The organism is Povalibacter sp. (assembly GCF_036735925.1).
Classification (GTDB): Bacteria; Pseudomonadota; Gammaproteobacteria; order Steroidobacterales; family Steroidobacteraceae; genus Steroidobacter.
Genome location: NZ_DAINNK010000105.1, coordinates 1 through 13388 on the forward strand (window position 1 = coordinate 1; position 13388 = coordinate 13388).

12 protein-coding genes and 1 pseudogene are annotated in these 13388 nt (G+C 64.1%); 4 read left to right on the top strand and 9 right to left on the bottom strand.

Annotated elements, in window-relative coordinates; all coding sequences use genetic code 11:
* Positions 1 to 358: pseudogene (gene glmM / locus V7D81_RS21100) on the bottom strand (phosphoglucosamine mutase); the annotation flags it as partial.
* A gap of 116 nt (positions 359 to 474) precedes the next feature.
* On the opposite strand from glmM, the gene arsC reads away from it, so the two are divergent.
* The 3 genes from arsC to V7D81_RS21115 are packed head-to-tail and all read left to right on the top strand — an operon-like array spanning position 475 to position 1491.
* Entirely contained in the window at positions 475 to 831 is a 357-nt protein-coding gene (gene arsC, locus V7D81_RS21105) for an arsenate reductase (glutaredoxin) (RefSeq protein ID WP_324320016.1), read from the top strand.
* Between the two features lie 43 nt (positions 832 to 874).
* Entirely contained in the window at positions 875 to 1105 is a 231-nt protein-coding gene (locus V7D81_RS21110; protein ID WP_324320017.1) for a type II toxin-antitoxin system Phd/YefM family antitoxin, read from the top strand.
* Positions 1106 to 1107: 2 nt separating this feature from the next.
* Positions 1108 to 1491, top strand: coding sequence for a type II toxin-antitoxin system VapC family toxin (locus V7D81_RS21115; RefSeq protein ID WP_324320019.1), 384 nt, complete (start codon positions 1108 to 1110; stop codon positions 1489 to 1491).
* 42 nt (positions 1492 to 1533) lie between these two features.
* Here V7D81_RS21115 and ftsH read toward each other — a convergent pair whose 3' ends face one another.
* Positions 1534 to 3462 carry an ATP-dependent zinc metalloprotease FtsH gene (gene ftsH, locus V7D81_RS21120; protein ID WP_324320021.1) on the bottom strand — a complete coding sequence of 643 codons (1929 nt, stop codon included), beginning with the start codon at positions 3460 to 3462 and terminating at the stop codon, positions 1534 to 1536.
* Positions 3463 to 3937: 475 nt separating this feature from the next.
* Here ftsH and V7D81_RS21125 point away from each other — a divergent pair, with 475 nt between their 5' ends.
* Positions 3938 to 4264 carry a YhbY family RNA-binding protein gene (locus tag V7D81_RS21125; protein WP_324320022.1) on the top strand — a complete coding sequence of 109 codons (327 nt, stop codon included), beginning with the start codon at positions 3938 to 3940 and terminating at the stop codon, positions 4262 to 4264.
* Here V7D81_RS21125 and V7D81_RS21130 read toward each other — a convergent pair.
* The 7 genes from V7D81_RS21130 to dnaK all read right to left on the bottom strand — a co-directional run.
* Entirely contained in the window at positions 4245 to 4655 is a 411-nt protein-coding gene (locus V7D81_RS21130) for a DUF4149 domain-containing protein (protein WP_324320024.1), read from the bottom strand. The two genes, V7D81_RS21125 and V7D81_RS21130, sit on opposite strands and share 20 nt — an antisense overlap.
* Before the next feature lie 9 nt (positions 4656 to 4664).
* Complete coding sequence (greA, locus tag V7D81_RS21135) at positions 4665 to 5141, bottom strand: transcription elongation factor GreA (RefSeq protein ID WP_324320026.1); 477 nt, start codon at positions 5139 to 5141, stop codon at positions 4665 to 4667.
* Complete coding sequence (gene carB / locus V7D81_RS21140) at positions 5138 to 8362, bottom strand: carbamoyl-phosphate synthase large subunit (RefSeq protein ID WP_324320028.1); 3225 nt, start codon at positions 8360 to 8362, stop codon at positions 5138 to 5140. Before carB ends, greA begins: the two co-directional genes overlap by 4 nt.
* Positions 8363 to 8388: 26 nt before the next feature.
* Positions 8389 to 9579 (bottom strand): glutamine-hydrolyzing carbamoyl-phosphate synthase small subunit, encoded by a 1191-nt coding sequence (gene carA / locus V7D81_RS21145; RefSeq protein ID WP_324320030.1) that lies wholly within the window; start codon positions 9577 to 9579, stop codon positions 8389 to 8391.
* A 206-nt stretch (positions 9580 to 9785) separates the two neighbouring features.
* Positions 9786 to 10601: a 4-hydroxy-tetrahydrodipicolinate reductase gene (gene dapB, locus V7D81_RS21150; RefSeq protein ID WP_324320032.1), complete on the bottom strand. Its 816-nt coding sequence runs from the start codon at positions 10599 to 10601 to the stop codon at positions 9786 to 9788.
* A 3-nt stretch (positions 10602 to 10604) separates the two neighbouring features.
* A complete protein-coding gene (dnaJ, locus tag V7D81_RS21155) occupies positions 10605 to 11738 on the bottom strand; it encodes a molecular chaperone DnaJ (protein ID WP_324320034.1) in 1134 nt (377 codons plus the stop codon).
* A gap of 172 nt (positions 11739 to 11910) precedes the next feature.
* Positions 11911 to 13388, bottom strand: a 1478-nt coding sequence (gene dnaK, locus V7D81_RS21160; protein ID WP_324320036.1) for a molecular chaperone DnaK, incomplete at its 5' end; no start/stop codon positions are given.

The following is a 13388-nucleotide window of genomic DNA, read 5'->3' on the forward strand; positions in this document are numbered from 1 at the left end:
GCTTGTAGCCGTCGGGATCGAAGAACTTGATGCCGTTGTCCTCGTAGGGATTGTGGGACGCCGAAAGCATCACGCCGAGGTCGGCCCGCATGGAGCGCGTCAGCATGGCAACGGCCGGCGTGGGCATCGGCCCGAGCAGGAACACGTCCATGCCGACCGAGGTGAAACCCGACAGCAGCGCGCTCTCGATCATGTAGCCCGAAAGGCGCGTGTCCTTGCCGATCACCACGCGGTGCCGGTGCTCGCCGCGCTGAAACACCAGGCCCGCCGCCTGCCCCACCTTGAGGGCCAGCTCCGGCGTGATGACGCGGTTGGCGACGCCGCGTATGCCGTCCGTGCCGAAATAGGTGCGGCTCATGTTCGTCCTCTGGCGCTTGGCCCGCGTTGGAAATATTCGCGCGCATTGTAGAACAGGCGGGGCGCCGCGCGCCCGACAACCTTACCTTTTCCTTAACGCGCGAAGGAATCCGCCCCATGGCCCGACAGGCGACCATCTACCACAATCCCGCCTGCGGCACCTCCCGCAATGTGCTGGCGGCGCTCCGGGACGGGGGGATCGAACCGGAGATTGTCGAATATCTGAAGACGCCGCCCGATCGCGCCACGCTCGAAAAGCTCCTGAAGAAAATGGGCAAGTCCGTCCGCGACATTCTCCGCAGGCGCGGGACGCCCTACGACGAGCTTGGCCTCGACAATCCCGCGCTGACCGACGACCGGATTTTCGCGGCGATCGAAAAACACCCCATCCTGATCGAGCGCCCGATCGTAGTGGTCGACGGCAAGGTCGCGCTGTGCCGACCGGCGGAGACGGTGAAGGCGTTGCTGGAATGAGGTAGGCATTGCCCGGTGCTCGACTTAGCTATATCATTAGCTAATGACAACCGTTACGATTCATGTCGCCAAGACGAACCTTTCGCAACTCCTGGCCCGCGTCGAAGCGGGCGAGGAGATCGTGCTGGCGCGCGGCAAGACGCCGGTCGCGAAACTCGTTCCCCTGAATTTGCCGCGAAAATCCCGAAATTTCGGCTCCCTGCGCGGCAGGGTTCATGTCGGGCCGGACTTTTTCGATCCGCTGCCGGAGGATGAACTGGCGAACTGGGAATAGACGTGCGCCTGCTGCTCGACACCCACGCCTTCCTCTGGTGGCTGGCAGGCGACGAAGCCCTCCCCGCGCGGGCGCGGGAGGCGATCGGCGAGGCGCAAACAGTCTACGTCAGCGCCGCCTCGGTCTGGGAAATCGCGACCAAGCACCGCATTGGCAAGCTGCCCGGCGTCTCGGCGATCGTCGGGAGCTTGCCGACGATCATCGCAGACGAGGATTTCGCCGAGCTTCCGATCAGCGCGCGTCACGCCGAAGCCGCCGGCCTCCTGCCGGGACCGCATCGCGACCCGTTCGACCGGATGCTGATCGCGCAGGCGAGGATCGAGGAGGCGCTGCTCGTTTCGAACGAGGCGATTTTCGACGCCTATGGCGCGCAGCGGCTCTGGTAGCGGCAAAGAAAAAGCCCGGCGTTGAGCCGGGCTTTCGTGCTTCTAACCCGTCGGCTGCGGCTCCAGGCCGCCGGCGTCCGGCTCCGGCGGCGCCGGGCGGTTGCGGCCGGTCGTCGGCACGGCGGCCGTGCGCGGCGGCGTCGGATCGCCAGTGTCGCGCACCGGCGGCACGCCCTTGAGCAGGCCCAGAATCTCCTCGCCCGACAGCGTCTCGTATTCGATCAGCCCCTTGGCGAGCGCTTCGAGATCGTCGCGCTTTTCGGTCAGGATGCGGCGCGCTTCGGCGAGGCCGGTCTCGACGAGGCGGCGCACTTCCGCGTCGATCTTCTGCGAGGTCTCCTCGGAAATGTTCTGCTGCCGGCCCATGGAATAGCCCAGGAACACTTCCTGCTCGTTCTCGCCATACATGACGGTGCCGAGCTCTTTCGAGAAGCCCCAGCGCGTCACCATCGCGCGGGCGAGCTTGGTCGCCTGCTCGATGTCGGATTGCGCGCCCGACGTCACCTTGTCGTCGCCGAAGATGATCTCCTCCGACACGCGGCCGCCCATCAGCACCGCGAGCCGCGACATCATCTGCTCGTAGCTCATCGACAGCTTGTCGCGTTCGGGAAGCTGCATGACCATGCCGAGCGCGCGGCCGCGCGGGATGATCGTCGCCTTGTGGACGGGATCGGTCGCCGGCACGTTGAGCGCGACAATGGCGTGGCCGCCCTCGTGATAGGCCGTCAGCAGCTTCTCCTGCTCCGTCATGACGAGCGTGCGGCGTTCCGCGCCCATCATGATCTTGTCCTTGGCGTCCTCGAACTCGGCCATGGTGACGATGCGCTTGCCGCGCCGCGCCGCCATCAGCGCCGCCTCGTTGACGAGGTTCATCAGGTCGGCGCCCGAGAAGCCGGGCGTGCCGCGGGCGACCGTCTTGAGATCGACGTCAGGGGCGAGCGGCACCTTGCGCACGTGCACGCGAAGAATCTTCTCGCGGCCGATCACGTCCGGGTTCGGGACGACGATCTGGCGGTCGAAACGGCCGGGGCGCAGCAGCGCCGGGTCGAGCACGTCCGGACGGTTGGTGGCGGCGATCAGGATGATGCCCTCGTTCGCCTCGAACCCGTCCATCTCGACGAGCAACTGGTTGAGCGTCTGCTCGCGCTCGTCGTTGCCGCCGCCGAGGCCCGCGCCGCGATGGCGGCCGACCGCGTCGATTTCGTCGATGAAGATGATGCAGGGCGCGTTTTTCTTCGCCTGCTCGAACATGTCGCGCACGCGCGACGCGCCGACGCCGACGAACATTTCGACGAAGTCGGAGCCCGAGATGGTGAAGAAGGGAACGTTCGCCTCGCCGGCGATGGCGCGGGCGAGCAGCGTCTTGCCGGTGCCGGGCGAGCCGACCATCAGCACGCCGCGCGGAATCTTGCCGCCGAGACGCTGGAACTTGGCCGGATCCTTGAGGAACTCGACGATCTCGACGACCTCTTCCTTCGCCTCGTCGACACCCGCCACGTCGGCAAATGTGACCTGGACCTGGTCCTCGCCCAGCAATCGCGCTCGACTCTTGCCGAACGACATGGCGCCTCGTCCGCCCGCTCCGCCCTGCATCTGGCGCATGAAGTACACCCAGACCGCGATGAGCAGCAGGATGGGGAACGACGAAATGAGGAGTTGCGTCAGCAGCGACTGGCGCTCGGCGGGCGCCTTGCTGAACTTGATGTTGGCTTTGACCAGGGCGCCGATCAGTTCGGAGTAATCGGTTTCGGGATTGTTGACGACGAAGCGGTCGCCGTTCTTGCGCTGGCCCTTGAGCTGGTCGCCCTTGAAAACGACCTCGTCGACCGTGCCGGAGCGCACCTCATCGAGGAAGGTCGAGTACGGAATTTCAGGTTCGGCGCCGGCTCTCGTGCTGAAGTTGCTCACCACCGTCGCGACGACCACGGCGATGACAATCCACAGGACGATGTTCTTTGCGAGATCGTTCAAGGTCGAATCCTCAAGAAGCCCTTACCGGTGCCTGTCCACATACCTGCTCAATACATCTGCCGGGGCATGGTTGCAGCGGGCGACTTCTCGCCGGGGCTGCCTGACCTGGAGGTCGGGCCGAACGCAGAAAGCATCCGTAAAAGAAAGGCGTATGCGTTTGACACTACACCATCCGGCTCAGCCATTGCCAGAACCCGTCGATAGTCCGGAGAGCGGGCAATTCGCTGCTCCAGTTGTCGATGCCATTCCTGATTCGATCGCCAACCCGACTCCCGGCAACCCGAGTGTTCAATCCCGCAAATCCTCTACCGGTTCAACCGCATAGCTCGATTCACCGACGGACCGCGGGATTCCCGGTCAAGGTGGGGGCTGACCCCGACATTGCAAGGAGACGGCAGTGCCACGGATCGGCAGCAAGTCATTGCGCGGCCAATCGAGCCGGGACCGGCTCGATTTGGTAGGTTTGCGCCCCCGCATGAGCAGCGACACCGACATGACCACGGCGACACTTTCCGAGAAGCAACGCAAATACCTGCGAGGACTGGGACACGGACGCGATCCGATCGTACTGATCGGGCAGTCAGGACTGTCGGCGGGGGTCACCAAGGAACTCGATCTGGCGCTGGACGCCCACGAACTGGTGAAAGTGCGTGCCCGCGTCGGCGATCGGGATGAGCGCGACCTGATCTTCGAGGAACTGACGAAACAGACGTCGAGCGCGCTGGTGCAGCGCATCGGCAATGTCGGCCTGTTCTATCGACGGCACAAGGAAAAGCCGAAGATCATCCTGCCGGCCGACTGAACTTCCACACGACCACGATCATCGAGAGACAGGCGACCAGGAAGCAGGCGCCGGCGATGCCGTGCAGGACGCCGAAGCGGGTCATGTCGCCGGCGAGCCGCGCTCGCTCCATCAACGGCCCCAGCAGCAGATGGCTGGCCAGCGGCAGCAGCGCCGCCATCAGGACGAAGGCACGAGCGGGCAATACCAGCTTGCCGCTGAAGCTGAGCCCCAGCAGCAAGGCGCCGACCGCCACACCGATCCAGGTTTCGATGAGAAAGAATCTGGCAGCGAGCTGACCGGCCAGCCGGCGATCATCGAGCACGGCGAACAGGGAGGGAGCGACGATGCCGCAGACGGTCCACAGACTGCCGGCCCAGAACGCGATCAGGATCGAAGCAACGCGCGCCATGCGCGCCGCTCAGACGTACTTGACCGAAACGATCTCGTACGAGCGGGTACCGTTCGGCGCCACCACATCGACGACATCGCCCTCCTGCTTGCCGACCAGCGCCCGCGCGATCGGCGACGACACCGAGATCCAGCCGTTGCGGATGTCCGCCTCCGCGTCGCCGACGATCTGGTAGATGACCTTGTTGCCATCATCCTGATCTTCGAGATTCACGGTGGCGCCGAAGACGACCTTGCCGCCGGCGGCCAGGCGCGAGACGTCGATGATTTCCGAGTTCGACAGATGCGCTTCGAGATCCTTGATGCGGCCCTCGATGAAACTCTGCTGCTCGCGGGCGGCGTGATATTCGGCGTTCTCGCTCAGATCGCCATGGCTGCGCGCCTCGGCAATGGCCTGAATCACGCGCGGACGATCTTCGGTCTTCAGGCGCTTCAGTTCGGCTCGCAAACGCTCCGCGCCTTTCAGAGTCAATGGCAGGCGCTTCACGATGCGACCTCCTGATGCAGATCCTGCAGACGATTCACGTCAGTCTCGTTGATGTGGGCAATGGCATCGCAGGTCGCCAGACCCGCGGTGACGGTCGTGTAGTACGTCACGCGCTTGTGGACCGCTTCGCGCCGAATCGAGCGCGATTCGAAAATGGCCTGCTTGCCTTCAGTCGTATTCACGATGAGCGAGATCTCGTCGTTCTTGATCATGTCGACGATATGCGGACGACCTTCGCGCACCTTGTTGGCGCGCCGGCAGGCAATGCCCGCGTCCGTGATGGCCTTGGCCGTCCCCTCGGTCGCGACAATCTCGAATCCCTGCGCCACGAGCCGCCGCGCCAGCGTCACTGCGGAGGGCTTGTCGCGCTCGCGAACGCTGATCAGGCAGACGCCGCGGGTCGGCAGCGTGACGCCCGAGGCGAGCTGCGCCTTGGCATAGGCTTCGCCGAACGAACGGCCGGTACCCATGACTTCGCCGGTCGACTTCATCTCCGGCCCCAGGATCGGGTCGGATTCCGGGAACTTGGCGAACGGGAAAACGGCTTCCTTCACCGAGTAGAACTTCGGAATGCGCTCGGCGGTGAGTCCGAGATCCTTGAGTTTGCTGCCCGTCATGACGCGGGCCGCCATCTTGGCGATGGGCACACCCGTCGCCTTCGACACGAACGGAATCGTGCGCGACGCGCGCGGATTCACTTCGAGGATGTAGATGATGCCGTTCTGGATCGCGAACTGGATGTTCATCAGTCCGACGACGTTCAGGCCGCGCGCCAGCTTGCGCGTCTGTTCGCGCAGTTCGGCCTGCAATTCCTGACTCAGGCTGTTCGGCGGCAGCGAGCACGCCGAGTCGCCGGAATGGACGCCCGCCTGTTCGACGTGTTCCATGATGCCGCCGATGTACACGTCCTCGCCGTCGCAGATCGCATCGACATCGACTTCGACTGCGAGATCGAGGAAGCGATCGAGGAGCACGGGGCTGTCGTTGGAAACCTTGACGGCGTCGGTCATGTACGTACGCAGGTCGTCTTCGTTGAAGACCACTTCCATTGCGCGACCGCCCAGCACGTACGACGGACGCACGACCAGCGGGAAGCCAATCGTCTTCGACATCGCAATCGCCTGGTCTTCGGTGCGGGCGGTGCAGTTCGGCGGCTGCTTCAGATTGAGCTGCTGCACGAGCTGCTGGAAGCGCTCGCGGTCTTCGGCCACGTCGATGGCATCCGGCGTCGTACCGATGATCGGCGCACCGGCCGCTTCGAGCGCGCGACACAGTTTCAACGGCGTCTGTCCGCCGTACTGCACGATCACGCCCGCGGGCTTCTCCTTGTCGATGATCTCCATGACGTCTTCGAACGTCAGCGGCTCGAAGTAGAGCCGATCGGAGGTGTCGTAGTCGGTGGAGACGGTTTCCGGATTGCAGTTGACCATGATGGTCTCGAATCCGGCTTCGCGCAGCGCCAGCGCGGCGTGCACACAGCAGTAATCGAATTCAATGCCCTGCCCGATGCGGTTCGGTCCGCCGCCCAGAATCATGATCTTCTTGCGGTCCGACGGCTCCGATTCGCATTCCTCGTCGTACGTGGAATACATGTAGGCCGTGGAAGTCGCGAACTCGGCGGCGCAGGTATCGACTCGCTTGTAGACGGGACGGATACCCATGGTCGTGCGACGCCGGCGCACGCTGGCCTCATCCAGGCCCAGCAGCGTGGCGAGACGGCGATCGGAGAAGCCCTTGCGCTTGAGCACGCGCACGCGATCGCGATCGAAGGCTTCCAGGCCCTGCGCCTGTACGGCCTGTTCTTCAGCAATCAGGTCGGCGATCTGCGCCAGGAACCAGCGGTCGATCTTCGACAGCGCGTAAACGTCTTCGAGCGTCCAGCCGGCGCGCAGCGCGTCGGCGGCATAGCGGATGCGATTCGGCCCCGGCATGCGCAGCTCTTCGCGCACGCGCTGCGCATCTTCATCGCTGAGCGGCAGCTTCACGATCGGATCCAGGCCATCCGCGCCCGTCTCCATGCTGCGCAGCGCCTTCTGCAGCGACTCCTGGAAGGTACGGCCCATGGCCATCGCCTCGCCCACCGACTTCATCTGCGTCGTCAGGCGATCATTGGCGCCGGGGAATTTCTCGAACGTGAAACGCGGCACCTTGGTGACGACGTAGTCGATCGTCGGTTCGAACGATGCCGGCGTGGCACCGCCGGGGATGTCGTTCTTGAGTTCGTCGAGCGTGTAGCCGACCGCCAGCTTGGCGGCGACTTTGGCGATCGGGAATCCCGTCGCCTTCGAGGCCAGCGCCGACGAACGCGACACACGCGGATTCATTTCGATGACCAGCAGGCGGCCGTCGTCGGGATTCACGGCGAACTGCACGTTCGAGCCGCCGCACTCGACGCCGATCTTGCGCAGCACTGCAATCGAAGCGTTGCGCATGACCTGGTATTCCTTGTCAGTCAGCGTCTGCGCCGGCGCGACGGTGATCGAGTCGCCCGTGTGCACGCCCATCGGATCGAAATTCTCGATCGAGCAGATGATGATGCAGTTGTCCTTGCGGTCGCGGACGACTTCCATCTCGAACTCTTTCCAGCCGATGACGGACTCTTCGAGCAGGACTTCGCTGGTCGGCGAGGCGTCCAGACCGCGCTCGACGATCGCCACGAATTCTTCGCGGTTGTAGGCGATGCCGCCGCCCGAACCGCCCATCGTGAACGACGGACGGATGACGGTCGGAAAGCCGATTTCCGCCTGCACGGCCAGCGCCTCATCCATGCTGTGGGCGATTTTCGAGCGCGGCGATTCGAGACCGATCTCGCGCATGGCATTGCGGAAACGTTCGCGGTCTTCGGCCATGTCGATGGCTTCGCGCGAAGCGGCGATGAGCTCGACGCCGTGCTTCTCCAGCACGCCTTCGCGCACCAGATCGAGCGCGCAGTTCAGCGCCGTCTGGCCGCCCATGGTGGGCAGCAATGCACTCGGCTTTTCCTTCTCGATGATGCGCTCGACGGCGCGCCAGTTGACCGGCTCGATGTAGATGACATCGGCGGTTTCCGGGTCCGTCATGATCGTCGCCGGATTGGAGTTCACCAGGATGACGCGATAGCCCTCTTCCTTGAGCGCCTTGCAGGCTTGCGCGCCTGAATAGTCGAATTCGCACGCCTGCCCGATGACGATGGGCCCGGCGCCAATGATGAGGATGCTCTGAAGATCGGTACGTTTTGGCATCTCGACTCTTGTCTGTAACGTTCGTCTTAGCGCTCTGCCACACGCCGCGTACCTTCTTTGGCCGCAGTCTGCGCATTGAGGCGTTCATTGATGAGGCCCACGAAGCGGCCGAACAGTTCGCGCACGTCGTGCGGACCAGGACTCGCTTCCGGATGACCCTGGAAACTGAAAGCGGGGCGGTCGGTGCGTTCGATGCCCTGCAGCGAACCGTCGAACAGCGACTTGTGCGTCACTTTCACGTTCGCTCCGAGCGTGTTTTCGTCGACCGCGAAGCCGTGATTCTGGCTGGTGATCAGAACGCGCCCGCTGCCGATGTCCTGCACCGGATGGTTCGCGCCGTGATGACCGAACTTCATCTTCACCGTCTTCGCATCGCTCGCGAGGCCCAGCAACTGGTGACCGAGGCAGATGCCGAAGATCGGAATGTCGGTCTCGAGGAATCTGCGGATCGCATCGATCGCGTACGTGCACGGCTCCGGATCGCCCGGGCCGTTCGACAGGAAGATGCCGTCCGGGTTCATCGCCAGCACTTTGTCCGCGGGCGTCTGCGCGGGAACGACGGTGATGCGACAGCCATGATCCGCGAGCAGGCGCAGGATGTTGCGCTTGATGCCGAAGTCGTACGCCACGACATGCACGCGTTGACCCGGCCGCTGCTTCGGACCCTGCGACAGCGCCCAGTTCGTGCCTTCGTTCCACTGATACGTGCGCTTGGTCGAGACGACCTTCGCGAGGTCCATACCCTTCAGGCCGGGGAACTTGCGCGCGGCGTGTACCGCAGCGATCGGGGTCGCCTTCTCGCCGGTCATGATGCAGCCGGCGAGTGCGCCCTTCTCGCGCAGGATGCGCGTCAGCTTGCGCGTATCGATATCGGCGATCGCCACCACCTTGCCGCGTTCGAGGAAGCTTTCCAGCGACTCCGAGGCGCGCCAGTTGGCGTACGTCGCCGGCAGGTCGCGAATGATCAGGCCCGCCGCATAGACGGAGGCGGATTCCAGATCTTCCGGGTTCGCGCCGGTATTGCCGATGTGGGGATACGTGAGGGTGACGATCTGACGGCAGTAGGACGGGTCAGTCAGGATTTCCTGGTAGCCCGTCATGGCGGTGTTGAACACCACTTCGCCCGTCGTATTGCCCTTTGCGCCGATCGAGCGGCCAGAAAAAACCGTACCGTCTTCAAGCGCGAGTACAGCCGTCGTTCTGTCGCCTTGGGTCACTTCAGCTCCTGTCAATCATTTCAGGCGCGCGCACGAATAGCGGGAGGGGCTGGTAGCCGATCCCGCGCACAAGAAATATCGCCACGTGCTGAAGGCGGCAGTCTACGCGAGTGACCAGAGTGAGGGAAGCAGAAACTTCCGGAATGTGCCTGAGGAAAACCACGACGAGCGCGGAAAATTTCCCGCGCCCGCAGACTGCCGCGACTTCAGGAAAGTCCCAGGACATCCTGCATCGAATACAGACCCGGCTCGCGACCGCAGACCCAGCGCGCAGCGGCGACGGCACCCCTTGCGAAGGCCATCCGGTCGCTGGCGCGATGCGTCAATTCGATCCGTTCGCCGATGCCGGCAAAGGTGACCGTGTGATCGCCGACGACATCGCCGCCGCGGAACACGGAGAAGCCGATCGTGCCGCGAGGCCGGACTCCGGTGTTGCCGTGTCGGGCGTACTCGGCCGCGGCATCCAACGAAATTTTGCGCCCCGCCGCCGCTGACCGGCCCAATGCGAGCGCCGTGCCCGATGGGGCATCCTTCTTGTTGCGGTGATGCGCTTCGAACACTTCGATGTCGTAGCCCTCGTCGAGCTTCGCGGCTGCGAGTTCGACCAGCTTCAGCAGCAGGTTCACACCCAGACTCATGTTCGGCGCACTGACGATCGCGATCTGCTTTGCCGCGTTCTCGATCTCTGCACGAGTCGCTGCATCATGGCCGGTCGTACCGATCACCAGCGAACATCCGGCAGCGACACAGGCCCGCAGATTGGCCGACGTGCCCTCCGGCAAGGCAAAGTCGATCGCGACATTCGCATCGCGCAGCGCCTGCGCCGGATCGCCGCTGATGAGCACACCGCGCTTCGCAGTGCCGGACGGCTCACCCACATCCTTGCCGTTCCAACTGCTCTGCGGTGAAGCGCCCGCGCCCGCCAACCGCGCGCCGGGGATTTCATCGAGCGCGCTGAGCAATGCACGCCCCATGCGCCCGGTGACACCGAAAATCGCCACACGCAGTGCCGGGTTCGTCATGACTCAGCTTCGGATGGTTTCGAAGAAGCGCTTCACGCCGTCGAGCCAGCTGCGTTCGCGCGGACTGTGATTGTGCGTGCTGGTGCGCATGGTCGCGTCGAACTGTTTCAGCAGATCGCGCTGTTCGTCGGTCAGGTTGACGGGCGTTTCGACCACGATGCGACAGAACAGATCTCCAGTCGCCCCACCGCGCACGGGCTTGACGCCCTTTTCCCGCAGACGGAACACGCGACCGGATTGCGTCTCGTTCGGCACTTTCAGCTCGACATTGCCGTCCAGCGTCGGCACCTCGACCGTGCCACCGAGCGCCGCCGTCGCGAAACTCACGGGTACTTCGCACGAAAGATGGCTGCCGTCGCGTTCGAAAATCGGATGCTCGCGCACCCGGATCTCGACATAGAGATCGCCTGCGGGGCCGCCATTGCGCCCTGCTTCGCCCTCGCCCGTCAGCCGGATGCGATCACCGTTGTCGACGCCCGCGGGGACCTTGACCGTCAGCGTCTTCTTGCGACGGATGCGACCCTGGCCGAGACAGCTGTCGCACGGCTGGCTGATGACCTGGCCGCGGCCTTTGCAGCGCGGACACGTCTGCTGCACGGCGAAGAAGCCCTGCTGTATCCGCACCTGGCCGGCGCCATGACAGGTTTCGCAATTCGTCGTCTTGGAGCCGGGCGCGGCGCCGCTGCCCTTGCAGGGCTCGCATTCGCCCAGCGTCGTGAATTCCACACTGGCTTCGTGGCCGAAGACGGCCTGTTCGAGATCGAGTTCGAGGTCGTAGCGCAGATCGGCGCCGCGGAACACCTGCTGGCGCCCGCCGCGCCGGCCGCCGCCGCCGAAGATGTCGCCGAACACATCGCCGAAAATATCGCTGAAGGCATCGCCGCCGCCGAACCCGCCACCGCCGCCGCGTGCCGCCAATCCTTCATGACCGTGCTGATCGTAGATGGCGCGCTTCTGCTCATCCGTCAGCACTTCGTAGGCCTCCTTGGCCTCCTTGAATTTCTCTTCGGCCTCGTGATCGTCCGGATTGCGGTCCGGGTGATATTTCATGGCCAGACGCCGATACGACTTCTTCAGTTCGGCTTCGGTGGCTGTGCGGGAGACTTCCAGCACCACGTAGTAATCGCGCTTGGACATGTCGTAGCTATCGGCTGCCAGTCTTCGTAATCGTTCGGTCGCGGTGAAACCCGCGCCGCTGACACAAGCTGGCCGCCGCGAGAACGAGTCCCGCGGCGGCCACTGTGCTGCCTATGATGCCGCGCTCATCGCGGCATTCCCATCGATTCGGGCGCACTTTGCCCGAATCCACTCAGTTCCCGGTCTTCTTGTCCTTGACCTCTTCGAACTCGGCGTCGAGCACGTCGTCCTGCTTGGCGCCGCTCGGACCCGCGCCGCCTTCAGGCTGGGCACCCGCTTCGGACTGGGCGTAGGCCTGCTGCGCCAGCGCGCCGGAAGCCTCGGCGAGCGCCGCCGCCTTCTTGTCGATGATGTCCTTGTCGTCGCCGGCGATGGCCTTCTTCAGATCCGACACGGCCGACTCGATCCTGGCGCGATCCGCCCCCTGGACCTTGTCGCCCAGATCCTTCAGCGCCTTCTCGCTCTGATGGATCAGCGCATCGGCCTTGTTGCGCGACTCGACCAGCTCGCGGAAGCGCTTGTCCTCTTCTGCATGCGACTCGGCATCCGAGACCATGCGCTTGATGTCATCTTCCGACAGGCCGCTCGAGGCCTTGATGACGATCTTCTGTTCCTTGCCCGTGGCCTTGTCCTTCGCCGACACGTTCAGGATGCCGTTGGCGTCGATGTCGAACGTGACTTCGATCTGCGGCATGCCGCGCGGCGCCGGCGGAATGCCTTCGAGATTGAACTGGCCCAGCGACTTGTTGTCGCCCGCGCGCTGACGCTCGCCCTGCAGCACGTGAATGGTCACGGCGCCCTGGTTGTCGTCGGCGGTCGAGAAGGTCTGATTCGCCTTGGTCGGAATCGTGGTGTTCTTCTCGATCAGCTTGGTCATGACGCCGCCGAGGGTTTCGATACCCAGCGACAGCGGCGTGACGTCGAGCAGCAGCACGTCCTTCACTTCGCCGGACAGCACGCCGCCCTGGATCGCGGCGCCGACGGCCACGGCCTCATCCGGGTTCACGTCCTTGCGCGGCTCCTGGCCGAAGAAGTCCTTCACGGCCTTCTGCACCAGCGGCATGCGCGTCTGGCCGCCGACGAGGATGACTTCGGAGATGTCCTTGAGCGACAGACCCGCGTCCTTCACGGCGATGCGGCACGGCTCGATCGTGCGCTGGACCAGCGCTTCGACCAGCGATTCCAGCTTGGCGCGCGTGAGCTTGATGTTCAGGTGCTTGGGACCGGACGCATCCGCGGTGATGTACGGCAGGTTGATCTCGGTCTGCTGGGCGCTCGACAGCTCGATCTTCGCCTTCTCAGCAGCCTCTTTCAGGCGCTGCAGCGCGAGCTTGTCGTTCTTCAGATCGATCTGGTTCTCTTTCTTGAACTCCGCCGCGAGATATTCAACGAGACGGATGTCGAAGTCCTCACCACCGAGGAAGGTGTCGCCGTTCGTCGACTTCACCTCGAACACGCCATCGCCGATCTCGAGGATCGACACGTCGAACGTGCCGCCGCCGAGGTCGTAGACCGCGATCGTCTTGGCTTCCTTCTTCTTGTCGAGACCGTAGGCGAGAGCCGCAGCGGTGGGCTCGTTGATGATGCGGAGGACTTCGAGGCCCGCGATCTTGCCGGCGTCCTTGGTCGCCTGGCGCTGGGCGTCGTTGA